This window comes from Pseudonocardia petroleophila (assembly GCF_014235185.1).
GTDB classification, from domain to species: domain Bacteria; phylum Actinomycetota; class Actinomycetes; order Mycobacteriales; family Pseudonocardiaceae; genus Pseudonocardia; species Pseudonocardia petroleophila.
Genome location: NZ_CP060131.1, coordinates 3,699,593 through 3,717,996 on the forward strand (window position 1 = coordinate 3,699,593; position 18,404 = coordinate 3,717,996).

The 18,404-nt window shown below is 71.7% G+C and carries 17 protein-coding genes and 1 pseudogene; 11 read left to right on the top strand and 7 right to left on the bottom strand.

Annotation, left to right across the window (positions count from 1 at the left end; genetic code table 11):
- Positions 1–13 precede the first annotated feature (13 nt).
- The 4 genes from H6H00_RS18485 (at position 14) to H6H00_RS18500 (ending at position 4,632) form a co-directional block, all read left to right on the top strand.
- Positions 14–1,159 carry an acyl-CoA dehydrogenase family protein gene (locus tag H6H00_RS18485; protein WP_185716997.1) on the top strand — a complete coding sequence of 382 codons (1,146 nt, stop codon included), beginning with the start codon at positions 14–16 and terminating at the stop codon, positions 1,157–1,159.
- A gap of 71 nt (positions 1,160–1,230) precedes the next feature.
- On the top strand, positions 1,231–2,037 hold the full coding sequence (locus H6H00_RS18490) for a PH domain-containing protein (RefSeq protein WP_185716998.1): 807 nt from the start codon (positions 1,231–1,233) through the stop codon (positions 2,035–2,037).
- 241 nt (positions 2,038–2,278) lie between these two features.
- Positions 2,279–3,838 (top strand): class I adenylate-forming enzyme family protein, encoded by a 1,560-nt coding sequence (locus tag H6H00_RS18495; protein ID WP_185716999.1) that lies wholly within the window; start codon positions 2,279–2,281, stop codon positions 3,836–3,838.
- Between the two features lie 155 nt (positions 3,839–3,993).
- Positions 3,994–4,632, top strand: coding sequence for a TetR/AcrR family transcriptional regulator (locus H6H00_RS18500; protein ID WP_221775584.1), 639 nt, complete (start codon positions 3,994–3,996; stop codon positions 4,630–4,632).
- 34 nt (positions 4,633–4,666) lie between these two features.
- On the opposite strand, the gene H6H00_RS18505 is transcribed toward H6H00_RS18500, so the two are convergent.
- Positions 4,667–5,269: a TetR/AcrR family transcriptional regulator gene (locus H6H00_RS18505; RefSeq protein WP_185717001.1), complete on the bottom strand. Its 603-nt coding sequence runs from the start codon at positions 5,267–5,269 to the stop codon at positions 4,667–4,669.
- Positions 5,270–5,336: 67 nt separating this feature from the next.
- Between H6H00_RS18505 and H6H00_RS18510 the strand changes: the two genes are divergently transcribed.
- Together H6H00_RS18510 and H6H00_RS18515 are read left to right on the top strand one after the other, a co-directional pair.
- Positions 5,337–5,903, top strand: a complete 567-nt coding sequence (locus H6H00_RS18510; protein ID WP_185717002.1) for a PaaI family thioesterase — start codon at positions 5,337–5,339, stop codon at positions 5,901–5,903.
- Positions 5,903–6,943 (top strand): BtrH N-terminal domain-containing protein, encoded by a 1,041-nt coding sequence (locus H6H00_RS18515; RefSeq protein WP_185717003.1) that lies wholly within the window; start codon positions 5,903–5,905, stop codon positions 6,941–6,943. The genes H6H00_RS18510 and H6H00_RS18515 overlap by 1 nt, the downstream gene beginning before the upstream one ends.
- Before the next feature lie 87 nt (positions 6,944–7,030).
- On the opposite strand, the gene H6H00_RS32870 is transcribed toward H6H00_RS18515, so the two are convergent.
- Entirely contained in the window at positions 7,031–7,480 is a 450-nt protein-coding gene (locus H6H00_RS32870; protein WP_185717004.1) for a transposase, read from the bottom strand.
- A 551-nt stretch (positions 7,481–8,031) separates the two neighbouring features.
- Here H6H00_RS32870 and H6H00_RS18525 point away from each other — a divergent pair.
- The 3 genes from H6H00_RS18525 to H6H00_RS18535 are packed head-to-tail and all read left to right on the top strand — an operon-like array spanning position 8,032 to position 11,154.
- Positions 8,032–10,374 carry a molybdopterin cofactor-binding domain-containing protein gene (locus tag H6H00_RS18525; protein WP_185717005.1) on the top strand — a complete coding sequence of 781 codons (2,343 nt, stop codon included), beginning with the start codon at positions 8,032–8,034 and terminating at the stop codon, positions 10,372–10,374.
- Between the two features lie 10 nt (positions 10,375–10,384).
- Positions 10,385–10,861 carry a (2Fe-2S)-binding protein gene (locus tag H6H00_RS18530; RefSeq protein WP_185717006.1) on the top strand — a complete coding sequence of 159 codons (477 nt, stop codon included), beginning with the start codon at positions 10,385–10,387 and terminating at the stop codon, positions 10,859–10,861.
- A gap of 11 nt (positions 10,862–10,872) precedes the next feature.
- Positions 10,873–11,154, top strand: coding sequence for a hypothetical protein (locus H6H00_RS18535; RefSeq protein ID WP_185717007.1), 282 nt, complete (start codon positions 10,873–10,875; stop codon positions 11,152–11,154).
- A gap of 95 nt (positions 11,155–11,249) precedes the next feature.
- On the opposite strand, the gene H6H00_RS18540 is transcribed toward H6H00_RS18535, so the two are convergent.
- Positions 11,250–11,714, bottom strand: a complete 465-nt coding sequence (locus H6H00_RS18540) for a MarR family winged helix-turn-helix transcriptional regulator (protein ID WP_185717008.1) — start codon at positions 11,712–11,714, stop codon at positions 11,250–11,252.
- A 77-nt stretch (positions 11,715–11,791) separates the two neighbouring features.
- On the opposite strand from H6H00_RS18540, the gene H6H00_RS18545 reads away from it, so the two are divergent.
- Complete coding sequence (locus tag H6H00_RS18545; protein WP_185717009.1) at positions 11,792–15,832, top strand: efflux RND transporter permease subunit; 4,041 nt, start codon at positions 11,792–11,794, stop codon at positions 15,830–15,832.
- Positions 15,833–16,161: 329 nt separating this feature from the next.
- Here the strand turns inward: H6H00_RS18545 and H6H00_RS18550 are convergent, their stop codons facing one another.
- Genes H6H00_RS18550 through H6H00_RS18560 form a run of 4 tightly spaced genes read right to left on the bottom strand, consistent with a single transcriptional unit; the run spans position 16,162 to position 17,340 of the window.
- Positions 16,162–16,323 carry a hypothetical protein gene (locus tag H6H00_RS18550; RefSeq protein ID WP_185717010.1) on the bottom strand — a complete coding sequence of 54 codons (162 nt, stop codon included), beginning with the start codon at positions 16,321–16,323 and terminating at the stop codon, positions 16,162–16,164.
- Positions 16,324–16,734, bottom strand: coding sequence for a MerR family transcriptional regulator (locus H6H00_RS31920; RefSeq protein ID WP_221775585.1), 411 nt, complete (start codon positions 16,732–16,734; stop codon positions 16,324–16,326).
- Positions 16,718–16,900, bottom strand: coding sequence for a MerR family transcriptional regulator (locus tag H6H00_RS32875; protein ID WP_221775586.1), 183 nt, complete (start codon positions 16,898–16,900; stop codon positions 16,718–16,720). Before H6H00_RS32875 ends, H6H00_RS31920 begins: the two co-directional genes overlap by 17 nt.
- Entirely contained in the window at positions 16,897–17,340 is a 444-nt protein-coding gene (locus H6H00_RS18560; protein WP_255425251.1) for a DUF6114 domain-containing protein, read from the bottom strand. The genes H6H00_RS32875 and H6H00_RS18560 overlap by 4 nt, the downstream gene beginning before the upstream one ends.
- A gap of 164 nt (positions 17,341–17,504) precedes the next feature.
- Here H6H00_RS18560 and H6H00_RS32880 point away from each other — a divergent pair.
- Positions 17,505–18,296: pseudogene (locus tag H6H00_RS32880) on the top strand (BtrH N-terminal domain-containing protein); the annotation flags it as partial.
- Positions 18,297–18,404: the final 108 nt, after the last annotated feature.

Below are 18,404 nucleotides of genomic sequence, written 5' to 3' on the forward strand. Positions count from 1 at the left end.
CTCCGGAGGAACCATGAGTGCCACCCGATCCCCGTGGATGAACACCGACCTCGACGACTTCCGCGACATGGCCCGCACGTTCTGCGAGAAGGAGCTGGCTCCCCACCAGGACCGCTGGATGGAGCAGAAGCAGGTCGACCGGGAGTTGTGGAACAAGGCGGGGGAGGTCGGCCTGCTGTGCCTGTCGATTCCCGAGGAGTACGGCGGCGGCGGCGGCAACTTCGCGCACGAGGCCGTGCTGATCGAGGAGCAGGCCGCCTGCGGGGACAGCTGCTGGGGAGTGGCCCTGCACAACGCGATCGTGGCGCACTACGTGCTCGCCTACGGGACCGAGGAGCAGAAGCTGGGCTGGCTTCCGAAGCTGGCCAGTGGGGAGTGGGTCGGCGCCATCGCGATGACCGAGCCCGGCACCGGATCCGATCTCCAGAACGTGCAGACGAAGGCGGCCCGTGAGGGCGACGACTACGTGGTGAACGGCGCGAAGACGTTCATCACCAACGGTGGCCAGGCCGACGTGGTCCTCGTGGTGGCCAAGACCGACCCCGCGGCGGGTGCGCAGGGGATCTCGTTGCTCGTCGTGGAGGCCGAGCGCGCGGGCTTCCGCCGCGGGCGGATCCTGGACAAGGTCGGGCTCAAGGGCCAGGACACCGCCGAGCTGTTCTTCGACGACGTCCGCGTCCCGGTCGGGAACCTGCTGGGCGGTACCGAGGGCCAGGGCTTCGTCCAGCTGATGCAGCAGCTTCCCCAGGAGCGGCTGCTGATCGGGATCACCTCGGTGGCCGCGATGGAGATGGCCGTGCGGGAGACCGTTCGCTACACCAAGGATCGCTCGGCGTTCGGCCGTGAGATCTTCTCGTTCCAGAACACCCGATTCACCCTGGCGGAGGCGGCGACGGAGGCCCGGGTGTGCCGGGTGTTCCTCGACGACTGCATCACCAAGCACCTCGCCGGGGAGCTCGACATCCCGACGGTCGCGATGCTCAAGTGGTGGACCAGTGAGCGTGCGATGCGGGTGATCGACGAGTGCGTGCAGCTGCACGGTGGCTACGGCTACATGAGCGAGTACCGGATCGCCCGTGCGTGGACCGACCAGCGGGTGCAGAAGATCTACGGCGGGACCAACGAGATCATGAAGGAGATCATCTCGCGAACGCTCTGACGAGGCCGGACCGATCCGGCACCCGCCCCTGGGTCCGGTACGGTGTCGGCGTCCGAGTGCGGGAGGCGCTGATGTCCGAGGCCGTTGCCGAGGTCTGCTGGCCAGCGGAGTGGCCGAAGCGGTCGATGACCGGACTCGTCCTGCGCTCGGGATTCGTCCTCGGATTCGGTGCGCTGCTGCTCTGGACGGGTGTGGTGAGCATCGGTCGCGACGACGTCGGGTCCGTGATCGGGTCGGTGCTCGTGCTCGCCGGGGTGGCGCTCGTCGGCAATGCGGTGATCGGGATCGTCGCCGCCGCCGCGCACCGTCCGCGGCGGCTGACCGTGGTCCGCGGGCGCTCCGAGCGTTTCGACGAGGACGGGGTCGCCGTACCCGGCGCCCGTGGCGTCGCGGTCGCCTCGGCCGTGGTGGCGGGAGCGGTCGCGCTGACCGCCGCGGCTCTGCTCCTGGCGCCCGGCCCGGCGTGGATCGTGTCGTGCGTCGGGTTGCTCGGCGCCGCCTGGCCGGTCGCGGCCGCGGTCCGCCGGTTGCGCGGGGCCGAGGCGCTGGTCGTCGTGCCGGCCGGGATCGAGTACCGCTCGCCGTCCGGGTCGGTGGCCGTGGACTGGGACACCGTCGTGTCCATCGTGGCCCGATCACCGTACCGCGGGCGTCTGATAGGGGTCGTGACGACCGGATCCGCCATGCGCCGACGTGGGACGGACGGGCCGTGGTCGGCCGAGGAGGTCCCGGCCTGGAGTGGCGGGCTGCCGCTACCGGTCGACCGGCTCGATGCCGACCCGTTGCTGGTTCTCGACCTGCTGAGCCGTGCGCACGCCGATCCGGCACTACGTGCCCGGCTCGGGTCGGAGGCCGGCCCGATGTCCGCCGTGCGCTGAACGCCGTCGGCGTGCGCTCCCCGCGCACGGCCGAACTGCCGATCTGGGCGACGGGCGGTGGCGCATCGCTGACGTGCTGAGCCGATACCGACCGAGTTCGTCGTCGTGCGGGTCAATGCTGCCGACCGGCCCGTTGACGAGCCTGGGGCACCTCCGTACGGTCGGGATGCCGACGCTGGCGGGCTAGCGAGGTGGGACGCGCGCAACACAGGGGCCGGGGCGGAACGGGGTGGGTACACCGATGACCGCAGCCGGGCTCGGTGTGGGGTCGCAGAGCTTCTCGGTGACGGTCGGCGAGCTGGTCGCCGAGCAGGCGCGCAGCGCCCCCGACCAGGTGGCGCTCGAGGAGGCCGGGCGGACCTGGTCCTACCGCGAGCTCGACGACCGGGTCGCGCGGCTGGCCGGGGTGCTGCTGACGTACGGCGTGCGGCACGGGGACCGGGTCGCGGTGCTCGCGGAGAACCGCCACGAGTACCTCGAGCTGGAACTGGCCGCCGGGCGGCTGGGAGCGATCACGGCCTGCCTCAACTGGCGGCTGCTGCCGGCCGAACTGGAGCACTGCATCCGGCTGGTCGAGCCGTCGTTGGTCGTGGTCTCACCCCGGTTCCGGCCCGCACTGGCCGTTGTGGCGCACGGCGTGCGCCACGTCGTGCTGCTCGGCGACGAGCTCGACGGCCTGCTGGCCGCCGCCGGGCCGGTCGCGCCGGGCGCTGCCGGGCGCGTCGACCCCGAGGACGGGCTCACCATCCTCTACACCAGCGGTACGACCGGGCCGCCCAAGGGAGCCCTGATCAGCCACCGCGCGATGATCGCCCGCGCGGGGCTGTTCGCGACGGTCACCGGCGCGACCTGCGAGGACGCCTTCGTGGCCTGGGCGCCGATGTTCCACATGGCGTCCACCGACCAGAGCCTGATCACCCTGATGCTCGGCGGGCGGGTCGTGGTCTGCGACGGGCTGGACCTCGACGCGATCACGGCCGCGCTGGAACACCACCGGCTCAGCTGGCTGGTCGCGATGCCGGGGATGATCGAGCAGTTGCTGGGTGCCCTGACCGGCGAGGACGGGGCGCGCCCGGTGCGTGGGGTCCGGCTGGTCGGGGCGATGGCCGATCTGGTGCCGCGCCGGCAGATCGCGGCACTGACCGCACTGCTGGACTGCCCTTACGCCAACACGTTCGGCTCGACCGAGTGCGGGCTCGCGCCGGCGTCCGCGAACCGGATCGGCGTCGGTGCGGCCCCCGCGACGCTTCCGAAGCGCCAGAGCCCCCTGGGCATGGTCCGGCTGGTGGACGCGGACGACCGGGACGTCCCCGACGGCGCGCCGGGGGAGCTGGCTTTCCGCGGTCCGACGTTGTTCAGCGGGTACTGGTCGGCCCCGCAGGTCAACGCCGAGGACTTCCGGGGCGGCTGGTTCCACACCGGAGACTGCTTCGTCCGCCAGGCCGACGGCGCGCTCGACTTCGTCGACCGGGTCAAGTACATGATCAAGTCAGGTGGGGAGAACATCTACCCCGCCGAGATCGAGCGGCATCTGCTCGCCGACGAGCGGGTCGCCGACGCCGTGGTCGTGCGCCGCGCCGACGAGCGCTGGGGCGAGGTGCCGGTTGCGGTCGTGGCGCGGGCCGACGGTGCCGACCCCTCCGCGGAGGATCTGCTCGGACGGCTGCGCGGGCTGATCGCCGCTTACAAGATCCCCCGAGCCGTCCACTTCGTCGACGAGGCCGACCTGCCGCGCAGCACCACGGGCAAGATCCAGCGCCACGAGGTGGAGCGGCGGCTCTCGGCGGCCGGACCGGCCTGAGCCCGGTACGGAGCGCCCGGGGGAGAGGCGCCGTCACGCCGCACTAGACTGGATCGTGACCGGCTACTCGGCGGACGGAGGGGCGAGCGATGGCGGCAGCGGCCGATCGCGACACCGACCCTGCTGTGCCGCGGCGCCGCCCGGGCCGTCCCCGGTTGACCGAACCGTCGCCGGAGTACCGCAGACGTCTCGAGGAGATCATCGATACCGCCACCGTGGTCTTCCACGAACGCGGATTCGACGCCGGCTCGCTCGACGACGTGGCGGCCGTGCTCGGGTTGAGCAAGGCCAGCCTGTACCACTACGTACGCAGCAAGGCCCAGCTGCTCTACCTGATCTTCGATCGGGCGATCACCCTGTCACTGCACCGTCTGGACGCGATGTCCGGCATCCCTGATCCTCGGGAACGGCTGGCCGCGCTCATCGCTCACCAGGTGCGGATGGTCTCCGAGGAGCCGAGCCTGTTCGCCGTGTTCTTCGACCAGCGTCCGCGACTGGACGACAGCTTCGACGCCGACATCCGGCGCAAGGAGCGGGCCTACGTGCGGCGTATCGCGGAGGTCGTCGAGGCCGCGACCGTGGCGGACGGCCCGACCCGGCTGGACGCCAGGCACGCCGCCCACGCGCTGCTGGGCATGACTAGTTGGGTCTACAAGTGGATGGACCCCGTGCGGGATACACCGGAGGACGTCGCCCGTACGATGATCGGTCTGGTGCTCGGGCCGGGCGTGCCGGCCCCGGAGAGCCGGTTCCCTCTGGACCCGACGCGGTCGGGTCTCGCGGCGTCGGGCTGACGCCGCACGGACCCGGGAGAGCGCCGCATCCGGTTCACCCGGTCGAGAGGACCTCCCGGAGGTAGGGCCCGACCAGTTCGGCGATCTCGCCGGCCACGGTGTCCACGTCGCGGTCGGGCAGCACCACGTGGCTGACCAGCAGCCGGGCCAGCGCGTCGGCGGCCACTGCCACCCGGCGCGGGTCCGCCGCAGGCCGGCGTCGCAGGACGTGGCCGGTGAGGGCCGCGGTGGCTCGGTCGATGATCGGGGCCGAGTCGGTGGTGACCAGGTCGAGCAGGCCGCTCTCCGCTCCGGTGAGCAGGCAGGTGACCATGGGGTCGTCCCGGGCCGCGTTCAGCACGAACCGGCAGCACGTGCGGACCGCCTCCTGCTCGTCGCCGCCCGTTCCCGCGAGGACGGCGGACAGCGCACCGAGGAGCCGGTCGGTACGTCGGAGCACGACCGCGCGGACCAGCGCAGGCTTCGAGCCGAACTCCGCGTAGAGGGTCTGCCGGCTGATGCCCACCGCGACCGCCACGTCGCCCATCCGCAGCGACCCCCAGTCGGATCGGCCGGCGACCTCGGCAGCGGCGTCGATCACGGCCTCGCGCAGCAGGTGGCGCGTGACACCCGGGAACCGATGCTGTCGCTGTGCCATGATGGCAGCCTGACAGATGGTGGCATGCTGTCAAGAAGACGGACACACGGCAACGAAGGGTCCACCGATGACGGAGCTCCCTCCGCGTCCAGCAGACGCGGTACTGCTCGACCCGCACGGGGACCGCTGCTTCGGCTGCGGCCCGGACAACCCGGCCGGGGTCGCGCTGCAGGTCTACCGCGTCGGCGACGAGGTGCTGGCCGACGTGTGCTTCGAGCCGAAGCATGCCGGTGCCCACGGTGTCGTGCACGGGGGAGTGCTGGCGTCGGCCTGCGACGACCTGGTGGCGTTCCTGCTCTACGTGCTGCACCAGCCGGCCGTCACCCGCAGCCTGCAGGTGGAGTACCTCGCACCGGTGCCGGTGGGGGAGCCGCACCGGCTGGTGGGCAGGCTCGTGAGTCGGGACGGCCGCCGGTTGACGATGGCGGCCGAGGGGCGCGCCGCCGACGGCGTGGTGCGGTTCACCGCGCACGCCGTGTTCGTCACGGTGGATCTCGCGCATTTCGAACGGTTCGGCTCGGTCGACGGGGCGGACGCGGTCTCCAGGTTCCGCGCCGCACGACCCGACACGACGATGTCGGACACGAGCCCGCCCGGCCCGTCGGTGCTCGACACGATGGCACGGGGTGCCTGATGGGCGGCTCGATGGTCGCCGGGTACCCGCACCGGATCGGCGGGCACTGCGGGTCCGGGGCGCTGCGTGACCTGCTCGAATGGGCGGGCCTGAGCTATGCCGACGAGCCGATGGGCGAGGGGGCGGTGTTCGGGCTGGGCGGCAGCCTGAGCTTCAGCTATCTGCGTGGCCCCGGCCTCGGGACCCCGTTCTACCTCGTCGGGCGGGGCCCTTCGTTGACCGAGCAGTTCAGTGCGAACCTCGGCATCGCCGAGGAGATGCGCTGCACCGACGATCCGGTGCTGGGCTGGGAGTGGGTGCGCGACGAGCTCGATGCGGGCCGCCCGGTCCTGTGCTGGGCCGAGATGGCCGAGCTGCCCTATCTGCGGGTGAAGATGCGGATGAGCCGCCACGACATCGTCGTCATCGGCTACGACGACGACGCGGGCACGGTCGTCGTGGTGGACAACGACCGCGCGGAGTCGCAGACGATCGGCCGCGACGACCTGGCGCGGGCCCGCTCGGCCGTTGGCTTCCCGATGCCCACCCGGCACACCTGCTTCCGGCTCGGCTTCCCCGACGCGCTCCCGGACCTGCGGATGGCGGTGGCGAGGGCGTGTGCGGAGGCGGTGCACGGGATGTCCGACCCGGTCCCGTCGATGGGTCCGACGGCCGCCGTCGGGGCCGCCGGGGTCGCGGCGTTCGTGGCCGATCTCGATCTCTGGGCCGAGCAGTTCCCGGGGGCTGCGCTGGATCGTGCGCTGTTCAGCCTGCAGGTGTTCGTGGAGAAGGCGGGTACCGGCGGCGGGTTGTTCCGGCGGTTGCAGGCGGATTTCCTGGCCGATGTCGGCGGCTGGCTCGGCGATCCGGTGGTGCTCGAGGCGGCCCAGGTGTACCGGCGGCTCGCCGAGACGTGGTCGCAGACCGCGGCGGCGGCGGTCGGGCCGGCCCCGGCCGTCGATCGCCTCGCGGGCGTGCGCCGCACCGCGGCCGCCCTGCCCGCCCTGGAGTGTGAGGGCGTCGACAGGCTGGCTGCGCTGGCACAGCGGCTGGCGCCCTGACCAGCACTCCCCGGGGCCAGCCCTGGCGCGGGCTCCCTCGTCCAGGGCACGCCACCGCCTCGGGAGGACGGCGCGAACTCGATGCCGTCACCGCGGGCGGGCTCGTCGACAGCCACACTCGGGTCGGTGCCGCCCGCCTCCATCGCCAAGAGTGCGGCTCGGAACTCGGTCACCAGTCGCCGGTGCGGGAGAGGCGCCGTGACATGTCGGCGCCGCGAAGGCTCTGGGAGCCGATGATCGCAGCGGTCGGGGCGGGGTCGCGGCCCTCGTGTAAGCGGACCAGGTCGCGCAAGGCGCCGTGGATGGGGAGCCAGGCCTCGTATTGACGCAGAGGGAGTAGAGGCCGTAGACGGTCTTGGCGGGCAGGAAGTCGTGCGGGAGCGCCGCCGAGGCGATCCCGCCGACCACCAGGTAGAAGATCGCGTCCAGGACCAAGCGGCAGGGGTGTCTCTCCGGCGGCCCGCCCTTGCCGCGGGTGTTGCCCGGGGCGGGTAGTAGCGGCTCGACGACCCGAGACTGCGCGTCGGTCGGCGACAAGGTCGGGTAGAACCCGCAGGCCGCGGGCCTTGTCCCGGTCCTGGTCGGGGCCGTCCCGTTCGGGTGGGCGGAGCATCACGGAGCCCATCAACAGGCCGACGGCTGCGAGTCCACAGACGCTCTCTCAGATGTGCGGGCCGCCGCCCCCGTCGTGTCGCGCAGCTCCCGGTGAGGACGTCTGCGCTGATCCCCCTGTCGGTCCAGGTGACGGGCGCGCCAGGCTGCCGTTACGACCGCAGGTGAGCGACGGGTCGGTGGCGGTTGTGAGAGGAACCGCCGGTTCGCGGTATCGGCAGGCCCGGCGCCTCAGCGTGGAAGACCCGGGTCCTCGTGCAGGTGCTCGGCGACGGAGAGCTGCGGCTCGTAGGGCAACTGCGCCGTGTCGACAGCGGGGCGAACCTTCCGGTCCGGTTAATCGTTAGCTCCGTGGAAAGTGCTTGTGCCTCGGGTCGCCGTACCCAGGACCAGGACAGTGCCCGCTCACCGCTCACCGCCCGGCTTCCACCGGGCCGGGCTCCAGCCCGTCGTCTGCCAGGAAGAGGACCTCCCGGATGGCCCACCACCGCACTGCCGCTACACCGCGACCTGCCCGCCCGCGTGTCGACGTCAGCCGACGGAAGTTCCTCGGTTTCGTCATCGCTGCCCCGACGCTGGTGGTGGCCGCGGAGATGGGGCGCCAGTCGCTCGGGCTGGGCCCGACCGCAGTCGCGAGCCCGCTCGTGTCGCCCCCGCAGGTCCCGGAGGCCTACGATCTGCTCGATCTCCTGCGCGAGACATCCCGCGCGACGGCGAATCTGATCCGTATCACGGTCAACCGCGACAGCACGGTCTCTTTCGAACTCCCCCGCTCGGACAACGGGCAGGGCATCATCACCTCCACTCAGATGATCATCGCGGAGGAGATGGGCCTCGATCCCGACCAGGTGATCGTCACCCTCGCCGATGCCCGCCCGGAGCTGCTGTTCAACCAGATCACCGCCGGGTCGAGCACCACCTTCACCACCTACACCCCGATCCGGGTGGCGGCCGCGATCGCCAACAAGCGGCTGCTCGACGCGGCAGCGGCCCAGCTGGAGCAGGAGGTCAGCCTGCTGACCAGCCGGGCGGGCCTGATCACCAGCACCGTCGGGGCGGTGATCCCGATCGGTGACCTGGCCGAGGTCGCGGGCACCGACGTGACGGAGGAGGTGGAGGTCCTCCTCAAGCCGCGCGAGGAGTTCACGGTCGTCGGGAGGCCGCGCAACAAGTCCGACCAGGTCGCGATGGTGACCGGGGCGAAAAAGTTCGTCACCGACCTGGCCATTCCCGACGCGCTGCCGACCATGGTCTGCCGGGCACCCACGCTCAACGGCACACCGGACGGCGTGGACAACATCGACGAGGTCCGGCGGATGCCGGGCGTCACCGACGTCGAGGTGGTCGGCACGGGCATCGCGGTCCGTGCGCTGACCTTCGGCCAGTGCATCGACGCGATCCAGGTGCTGCGGGCCCGGTGGGGCTCCGGGACCGCCGAGGGCGCCAACGACGACTCGGTGCTCGCCGAGATCAAGGCGGCCGAGCTGCCGCTCGTCGTCCCGGCCGGGGTGGTCGGCGAGAGCCTGGAGAGCGAGCACACGTTCTACTTCCGCAGCGGCGCGTCCCTGGAGACCAACTCCGCCATCGCCGACGTGCGCGACGGGAGGGCCGAGATCTGGGGCCCGGCGAAGAACCCCATCGCCGCGCAGGCCGAGATCGCCAAAGTGATCGGCCTGCCGACGAGCGCGGTCACCTTCCACGTCATCGAGGGCGGTGGCTCGTTCGGCCGCAAGCTGTTCTTCGACGCCGCGCTCGAGGCCGCCGAGATCTCGCAGAAGATGGGCAAGCCCGTCAAGCTGATGTGGCACCGCGCCGACGACTCGCGCGTCGGGCGCGTGCATCCGCTGTGCACCTCGCGGGTGCGCGCCGTTGTCGCCGGGGACACGGTGGTCAGCTTCGAGCAGCGTCACGCCAGCGTAGCGACCGAGACCAACCCGGGTCTCGGCGAGCCGCTGACCGCGGCGGTGTTCAGACTGCCGGCCGCGAATTACACGCTGTCCCAGTCCATCTTCGAGCTGACGCAGGTGACGCACTACAACTTCGGGGTGAGCACCCGGTTGCTCAACGAGGTCGACCTGCGGTTCAACACGCAGTCCACCCGCAACATCTACTCCCCCGACGTCACCGCCGCCCGCGAGCTCATGGTCGACCAGATCGCCGAGCAGATGGGCAAGGACCCCTACGAGTTCCGCCGGGAGTTCCTCAAGTCCGACCGGGCGCGCGGCGTGCTCGACAAGGTCGCCGAGGAGGGCGACTGGGGGAAGTCGATGCCGGAGGGCACCGCCCAGGGGATCGGCTTCCACTTCGAGTACAAGGGCGTGTCGGCCTGCCTCGTCGAGATCGACTGCCGCCCGGAGACGGTGAACCGGCCGATCCGCGAGGGCATCACCGGCCCGCGCGTCACCAAGGTGACCTTCGCGATCGACCCCGGCCTGGCCATCAACCCGCGCGGTATCGAGGCCCAGATGATGGGCGGCATCAACGACGCCATCGCCAACATCCTCACGGCCAGCCTCCACCTGACCGACGGGTACTTCGTCGAGGCGAGCTGGGACAACTACTTCTACACCCGGCAGTGGAACACCCCGATCGAGATGGACATCCACATCGTCGACTCCGGGTTCCCCGAGCCCGGCGGCATCGGCGAGGCCGGCGTGGCCTCCACCGGCGCCGCGGTGGCCAACGCCTACCGGCGGGCCACCGGCATCACCCCGGAGTACTTCCCGATCAACCACAAGGACCCGTTCCCGTACGAGCCCAAGCCGGTCGTGCCGCCCGTCCCGCAGTCGCCGACCGACGGCCTGCAGTTCACCTTCTGAGGAGCGAGACATGCCTACACAGACCTTCAACCTCAACGGCGACTCCGTCACCGTCGAGACCGAGGACGACGTCCGCCTGCTCTGGGTGATCCGCGACCTGCTCGGCGTCACCGGCCCGAAGTACGGCTGCGGCATCAACGTGTGCAAGGCCTGCACCAGCCACATCAACGGCAAGGCCTTCAACCCCTGCTCGGTCACGGTCGGTGACATCGACGCCGACGACGAGATCACCACGATCGAGGGCCTCGCCGACACCGTCGACAGCGACCTGCACCCGATGCAGGAGGCCTGGATCGAGAAGGACGTCGCGCAGTGCGGCTACTGCCAGCCCGGTCAGATCATGGCCGCGGTGGCGAAGGTCCGGCAGTGCGCGGAGGAGGGTCGCAAGCTCGACGACTCGGCGATCGAGGAGATCCGCAACATCTGCCGGTGCGGCACCTACAACCGGATCCGCGAGGCGATCTACGCCGGCGCGGAGAACATGTGAGGAGATCGAATATGAGGGCTCGCAAACAGTTCGTCGTCGCCGCGATCGTCGGCGCCACCGTCGTCGGCGGGGGTGGAGTTGCCATGGCCGGCGTCTCCACCCCTGACGACCTGGGTCAGGGCGTCAACGCCGTCACCACCCTCGTCGAGGATCTGTTGGCCCAGGTGGTCGACGCCGTCGACGCGCCGAGGCCGGAGGGCGCAGACGGTCTGGAGACCGAGCTGCCCGACGTGGACCCCCGCTTCGTCGAAGGCCCGCTCGGCGGCCTGATCAACAATGGTCCGCTGAGGTAGGACGCGGCGCACGCAGATGGCCTGCCTGTCCGGTGGATCCGCCACGCTGCTGGACGCCCCCCGACGCCGTGGCCCTGCGGCTCGGGAGGCGTGGGTCACGGCTGGCTGCGTCGCCGCGGTGAGTCGTCCTGGGCAAGCTCCCGCAGCGCGGCCAGTCCCCGTTCGAGCCCGCGCAGGGCATCGACGTCGATGCGCATGAGCAACCGCCGGCGCCGCTTCTGGCCGGCCGCGGCGATCTGTTCGATGAGGGCGAGGCCCTCGGGGGTGAGGCCCGCGAGCCGGACCCGGCGATCACCGGCGTTCTCGATGCGGTGCACCAGCTTGCGCCCGACCAGCCGATCCACGATGCCGGTGACGGTGGGCAGGGCCACACCGAGGGCGTGGGCGAGATCGCCCTGCGGGAGGGGGCCGTCCGTGTCGAGCAGCAGCAGTACGCGGAGCTGTTGCATGGTCAGGCCACTGTCGAACAGCGGGTCCGGCCCGGCCCGGGTGATCGCACGCCGCAGGACGGCCTCGTGCCGATCGATGGATGCGAGCAGCTCCAACCGTTCGCCGTCCATGATCTGCCCCTCAGTGGCTCAGCGAAATCTCAGCTTCCGATGAAGCTTCGCCCAGCACGTAGTATTCACTGGTCCTCATGACCTGGCTCGCGCGTCTCAGCGTAACCAACCGTGCCGTCGTCGGACTGGTCACGGTGCTCGTCCTGGCGTTCGGCGTGTTCGCGGCCACCTCGCTTCGCCAGGAGCTGCTGCCCTCGCTCGAGCTGCCGGTGCTCACCGTGGTGACCCCATATCCCGGCGCATCACCCGAGTCCGTGGAGCGGCAGGTCACCGACCCGATCGAGACGGCTGTCGACGGCGTCGACGGCCTGATCGGTTCCTCGTCGACGTCTACCGGCAGCAGTTCTGTGATCACCCTGGAGTTCACTTACGGTACCGATATCGACGAGTCCGCCACCGCGGTGGAGCGCGCGGTGGTGGGCATCGCGCTACCCGATGGCGTGACACCGACGGTCAGCGCGATCACCACCGACGCGATCCCGGTGCTGCAGCTCGCGGCATCGTCCGCGCTGGCCGACGACCAGCTCGCGGCGGTGCTGCGCGACGAGGTCCGCCCGCTGCTCGGCGGGCTCGACGGCGTCGGCCAGGTGATGTTGTCGGGCATTGCGGACCCCCGTGTCACGATCGACCTCGACGCCGCGGCCGCGGCCGACCGCGGCGTGTCGCCCGCGTCGATCTCCGAGGTGCTCCAGACCAACGGCGTGCGGGTGCCCGCCGGTGAGTTGACCCCCGACACCGAACCGACGGCGGTCGAGGTCGGCACTCCGATCACGACCGTCGAGCAGCTGAGCGAGCTGTTCGTCGTCCCGGCGGCACCGGGTGCTGCCCCGGTGCGCCTGGGCGACGTCGCCGTCGTCACCGCCGAGCCCGCGCCGGCCACCGGGTACACCCGCACCAACGGTGTGGCGAGCATCGGGATCGGCATCACGAAACTCCCCGATGCCAACACGATCGCGGTGTCCGAGGAAGTCACCGAGGCGCTCGGAGAGGTCGCCGACCTGCTCGGGGGAGCTGCGCAGGACGCCGAGGTCACGGTGGTGTTCGACCAGGCGCCGTTCATCGAGCAGTCGGTCGAGGACCTCACCACCGAGGGTCTGCTGGGCCTGCTGTTCGCCGTGCTGGTAATCCTGGGCTTCCTGCTCTCGGTGCGTGCCACCGTCGTGACAGCGGTGTCGATCCCGCTGTCGGTGCTGCTGGCGCTGATCGTGCTCTACCTCGGCGGCAACACGCTCAACATCCTCACCCTCGGCGCGCTCACCGTCGCCGTCGGGCGCGTCGTCGACGACTCGATCGTCGTCATCGAGAACATCAAGCGCCACATCGGCTACGGCGGCCCGCGGCGCCCGGCGATCCTCACCGCGATCCGTGAGGTGGCCGGCGCGATCACCGCCTCGACGGTCACCACCGTCGCGGTGTTCGCCCCGATCGCCTTCGTCGGCGGTCAGGTCGGCGAACTGTTCCGACCGTTCGCGGTGACCGTCACCGCCGCGCTGCTCGCGTCGCTGATCGTCTCGCTGACGGTGGTGCCCGTGCTGGCGTCGGTGTTCCTGCGCAGCCCGTCCCCACCGGCCCACGCGGAGAGCCGCATCACCGAGGAGCCCACCGCGTTGCAGCGTGGCTACCTGCCGGTGCTCAACGGGGCGCTCGCTCGCCCGGCACTCTCGCTCGCGCTCGCCGTCGCGATCCTGGGTGGGACCGTCGCCCTGGTGCCGCTGCTGGAGACCAACTTCCTGGGCGACTCGGGGGGCGACACCCTCACCGTGACCCAGGAGCTCGATCCCGGCACCGGGCTGCCCCGGGCCGACGCCGCCGCGCGGCAGGTGGAAGACGTCCTCGCCGGCACCGACGACGTCGAGACCTACCAGGTCACGGTCGGCTCCCCGGCCGGTGGCGCCGTGCTGCTCGGCCCACCCGGGGACTTCGAGAGCACGGCGACCCGGTTCTCGGTGACCCTCGCCGAGGATGCCGACGTCGACGCGGTGGCCGCCGACCTGCGCGAGGCGTTCGGTGACCTGACCGACGCGGGTACGTTGACGGTCACCGCCGGGCAGGGCGGATTCGGCACCGACGAGCTCGCCGTCGACGTCCGCGCCCAGGACCCCGAGGCCCTGGCCGAGGCCGCCGCCACGGTGCAGCGGGCCGTCGAGGCCATCCCGGGCGCGAGCGACGTGCGCAACAACCTCTCCGCCGAGCAGACCACGGTGGACGTGGCCGTGGATCGGCGGCTGGCCGCCGAACAGGGGCTCACCGAGGTGGCGGTGGGCCAGGCCGTGGCCACGGCGCTGCGCGGCTCCACCGTCGGCACGGTGACGATCGACGGGGTCGAGCAGGACGTCGTGCTGCGCACCGGTGACGTCCCGGCCGACCTGGCCGCGTTGCGGGCGCTGCCGCTGGGCGCGGTGACCCTCGCCGACGTCGCCACGATCACCGACAAGGCCACGGTGCCGACGATCGTGCGGGCCGACGGCGAACGCAGCGCACAGATCACCGCCCGCCCCGACGCAGACGACCTCGGCACCGTCACCTCCGACCTGCGGGCCGAGCTCGACGAACTCGACCTCCCGGCCGGCGTGACGGCGGAGATCGGTGGGATCAGCGCCGACCAGGAGGATGCGTTCATCCAGCTCGGGCTCGCATTGCTGGCCGCGATCGCCGTGGTCTACCTCGTCATGGTCGTGACGTTCCGCAGCCTGCTGCAGCCCCTGCTGCTGCTCATCGCGATCCCGTTCGCGGCAACCGGGGCGCTCGGCCTGCTGCTGATCACCGGCATACCGCTGGGGGTGCCCGCGCTGATCGGCATGCTGCTGCTCGTCGGGATCGTGGTCACCAACGCGATCGTCCTGATCGATCTGGTCAACCAGTACCGGCGCGACGGACGTCCGGTGCGCGAGGCCCTGGTCGAAGGCTCGCTGCAGCGGCTGCGCCCGATCCTGATGACGGCGGTGGCCACGGTGTTCGCCCTGTTGCCACTGGCGTTGGGTTTCACCGGCGGCGGTGGCGGGTTCATCGCCCAGCCGCTCGCGGTGGTCGTGATAGGCGGCCTGGTCACCTCCACGCTGCTCACCCTCGTCCTGGTGCCGGTGCTCTATCTGCTCGTCGAGCGCCGCGGGGACGGTCGGTCGGCGGCGGAGGACACCGCGGACCAGCGATCCGCGGACCGTGGGCCGGCTGGCGAGTGGCAGACACCAGCGGGGCGGGAGCCTCTTGCCGCAGCGGCGCTGGGCACCGGAGCCGGGGCGACCGCGGGCGCCGCGATGCCGGCGAGCACGGCTATGGTCGCCGAGGGGTTCGCTGCAACGCCCGAGCCGAGGACCTTCGAAGCTGCCCCGGCCGGCCCGGCGCTCTACGGACAGCTCACCGATCGCGACGGGAACCCGCTGGCCGCCGCCGCGGTCGCCGTGTTCGACGGCACGGGTAGCCAGGTCGTCGCCACCTGCTCGGACAGTCGGGGTGGCTACCGCGTCGACCTGTCGGCGGCAGGGGAGTACCTGCTCGTCGGGCAGTCCGGCGGCCGTGAGCCCGCGACCGAGTGGGTCGTGGTCACCGACGACGCCGTCCGTCGCGACCTGGCCGTCGACGGCCCGGCCTGTGTGACCGGCCGGATCCGGTCCGCCACCGCAACGGGGGTGCCCGCGCTGGTCACCGTCGTCGACCTCGCCGGGCAGCGGGTCGCCGGCGGGCGGGCCGACACCGACGGGCGCTACCTGCTCACGCAGGTCCCCGCCGGGGAGCACCGGCTCCTCGCAGCACCCGCCACCGGACCCTCGGCCTCGACGCTGATCCGGGTGCCGCAGACCGGCACCGTCCGCCAGGACATCGACCTCGCCCCGGCCGGCGAGGTGACCGGCACGGTCCGCTCGCGACAGGGCACGCCGATCGGCGGTGCCGTGGCCACCGTCATCGATGCCGACGGCACGATGGTGGCGACCGGTCGCACCGCCGCCGACGGGTCGTTCCGGCTGTCAGGGCTGCCCGAGGGCACCTACACCGTCACAGCCAGCAACGGCCTTCCCGCCACAGGCACCGTCGAGGTGCGCCACGACGGGCCGGTCAGCACGAGCCTGGAGCTCGGGGATCCGGTCATCCCGAGCGAGGCGGAGAACGGTCACGTCACCTGATACCCGGGAGAACAGCATGCCCATGCCCATGACCTATCGCGTACTGCTCGGTCACCGTCCCCCATCAGCCTCGGCCCGCCGGTCGGAGCGGCAGCGCGCACCCCAGCTGCTCGTCGATCAGCACCTCGGTGACCTACACGACGAGCAGCGACACCACCGGCCCACCGCCAGCCCCGCACGGCGTGGACGCGTACGCATCGATCAGCAGCACCCCGTAGACGATGGTGCTGGCTGAGCTCGTCCTGTCCTGTCTGGCGCCGCCACGTCGGTGGTGACCGTCGAGCCGGCGGAGGGCGCCAGAACCTCGCCGAGGTGCTGAGCCGGTGGAGTCACAGGACGTCGTGGCCGCGGCCCGGGTGCGCCGCGACCCCGCTGATGTAGTCGCCGATCGCGCCGCCGCTGTGCCGCTCCAGCGCCTGGTCGAACGAGGCGTCGACCGCCGCGCCGATGGCCGGTCTCGCTCGACCGATGGCGGCGGTGAGCTGGGGCACTCACTCCCGCTGGGGACACCCGGGCACGTGTCCGGCCAGCACGGCATCGGCGAGCCCGCCGATGAGCCGTACGGCCAGCGTGTCCACCGACGATCCGAGCTGCTCGCCCATGGCGAGCACTGCGTCGACCGGGAGGCCCGACGAGACCAGCTCGCGCAGGGAGTTGAGCAGCCGCGGGCTCGGCACCTTGTACCGGCCCGCATCCTGTCGTTCGATCACGCCGATGTCGTGGAGCCGGGTGATGGCGGCGTCGAGGCCGGCCGGACCGGCGAACGGGCTCAGATCCGCCGGGCTGGTCGTGGTCGAGATCTCGTCGCTCCAGAAGCCGGTGACCACCTGCTCGAGACCGGGGACCGCGGTGAGGTCCCGCCCCTGATCCCATGCGGCGATGAGCTCACCGATGTTCTGCACGGTGTGTCCCCGCTCGAGCAGGCGGCCGACGAGCCGGAGCCGGGCCGACCCGGCCGACCCGGCGCGGAGGTGGGAGCAGGCCACGGTCCTGGTACGCGCGGATGTTGCGCACGGTCGTGCCTGCCGTGTGCGCGAGCTCGTCGATGCGGTACTCGCGGCCGTTCATCCGGCGCCCCGCCGGGTGGGCGGTCCGGCTTCCGAGGGTGGCCGGTCGTCGGTGCCGTACCACGCGAAGCCGAGAGACCCCCCGAGGACGCCGAGCAGCTTCCCCGCCAGGAAGCCGCTGATGTTGGTGGTCACCAGCGAGGTCAACGACACGAGGATCACCGCCACCCCGGTGAACTCCCGGTGGCCCGGTGCGAACCAGAGGAACGCGGCGAGCGCGCAGAGCGCGGAGCCGAAGAGGAACCCGGACGCCCCGGCCAATCCGGGCAGCAGCAGCACCGTCACCCGCCCGCCCGGTAGGAAGAGGATCACCAGGCCGGCCGCGGCGGTCAGGATCACCGCCGCCAGCGGGTGCGGGCGCCACCACCGGCGCCACCGGCCCGCTTCAGCGCCCCGGTCGTGCCGACGTCGTGCCGCAGCTGATCGAGACGTCAGAGGCATTCCGGCTGGTCCTGGCCCACCTGTCGGCGCAACCCCCGACAGGGAGAGCTGGTTGACCGTCACCCATGGGGCCGTCGCGCTGATGTCCAGCGCGAGACCGCCCGCGGTGACCGGCACGTCACCGGTAGAGGTTCGGGCTGGGTGGCAGCCTGAGCTTCAGCTATCTGCGTGGCCCCGGCCTCGGGACCCCGTTCTACCTCGTCGGGCGGGGCCCTTCGTTGACCGAGCAGTTCAGTGCGAACCTCGGCATCGCCGAGGAGATGCGCTGCACCGACGATCCGGTGCTGGGCTGGGAGTGGGTGCGCGACGAGCTCGATGCGGGCCGCCCGGTCCTGTGCTGGGCCGAGATGGCCGAGCTGCCCTATCTGCGGGTGAAGATGCGGATGAGCCGCCACGACATCGTCGTCATCGGCTACGACGACGACGCGGGCACGGTCGTCGTGGTGGACAACGACCGCGCGGAGTCGCAGACGATCGGCCGCGACGACCTGGCGCGGGCCCGCTCGGCCGTTGGCTTCCCGATGCCCACCCGGCACACCTGCTTCCGGCTCGGCTTCCCCGACGCGCTCCCGGACCTGCGGATGGCGGTGGCGAGGGCGTGTGCGGAGGCGGTGCACGGGATGTCCGACCCGGTCCCGTCGATGGGTCCGACGGCCGCCGTCGGGGCCGCCGGGGTCGCGGCGTTCGTGGCCGATCTCGATCTCTGGGCCGAGCAGTTCCCGGGGGCTGCGCTGGATCGTGCGCTGTTCAGCCTGCAGGTGTTCGTGGAGAAGGCGGGTACCGGCGGCGGGTTGTTCCGGCGGTTGCAGGCGGATTTCCTGGCCGATGTCGGCGGCTGGCTCGGCGATCCGGTGGTGCTCGAGGCGGCCCAGGTGTACCGGCGGCTCGCCGAGACGTGGTCGCAGACCGCGGCGGCGGCGGTCGGGCCGGCCCCGGCGGTCGACCGCCTCCTCGCCGCGGTGCGCCGCATCGCGGCCGCGCTGCCCGCCCTGGAACTCGACGGGGTGCGGAAGCTGGCCGCGGTGGGACAGCGGCCGGGCCCTGACTGCTCGGTAGCCGCAGCA

Bases quoted from the DNA above. Each gene is read 5' to 3' on its own strand.
- H6H00_RS18485 (WP_185716997.1), top strand. From the start codon at position 14: ATGAGTGCCACCCGATCCCCGTGGATGAACACCGACCTCGACGACTTC.
- H6H00_RS18490 (WP_185716998.1), top strand. From the start codon at position 1,231: ATGTCCGAGGCCGTTGCCGAGGTCTGCTGGCCAGCGGAGTGGCCGAAG.
- H6H00_RS18495 (WP_185716999.1), top strand. From the start codon at position 2,279: ATGACCGCAGCCGGGCTCGGTGTGGGGTCGCAGAGCTTCTCGGTGACG.
- H6H00_RS18505 (WP_185717001.1), bottom strand. From the start codon at position 5,269: ATGGCACAGCGACAGCATCGGTTCCCGGGTGTCACGCGCCACCTGCTG.
- H6H00_RS18510 (WP_185717002.1), top strand. From the start codon at position 5,337: ATGACGGAGCTCCCTCCGCGTCCAGCAGACGCGGTACTGCTCGACCCG.
- H6H00_RS18515 (WP_185717003.1), top strand. From the start codon at position 5,903: ATGGGCGGCTCGATGGTCGCCGGGTACCCGCACCGGATCGGCGGGCAC.
- H6H00_RS18525 (WP_185717005.1), top strand. From the start codon at position 8,032: ATGGCCCACCACCGCACTGCCGCTACACCGCGACCTGCCCGCCCGCGT.
- H6H00_RS18530 (WP_185717006.1), top strand. From the start codon at position 10,385: ATGCCTACACAGACCTTCAACCTCAACGGCGACTCCGTCACCGTCGAG.
- H6H00_RS18535 (WP_185717007.1), top strand. From the start codon at position 10,873: ATGAGGGCTCGCAAACAGTTCGTCGTCGCCGCGATCGTCGGCGCCACC.
- H6H00_RS18540 (WP_185717008.1), bottom strand. From the start codon at position 11,714: ATGGACGGCGAACGGTTGGAGCTGCTCGCATCCATCGATCGGCACGAG.
- H6H00_RS18545 (WP_185717009.1), top strand. From the start codon at position 11,792: ATGACCTGGCTCGCGCGTCTCAGCGTAACCAACCGTGCCGTCGTCGGA.
- H6H00_RS32875 (WP_221775586.1), bottom strand. From the start codon at position 16,900: ATGAACGGCCGCGAGTACCGCATCGACGAGCTCGCGCACACGGCAGGC.
- H6H00_RS18560 (WP_255425251.1), bottom strand. From the start codon at position 17,340: ATGCCTCTGACGTCTCGATCAGCTGCGGCACGACGTCGGCACGACCGG.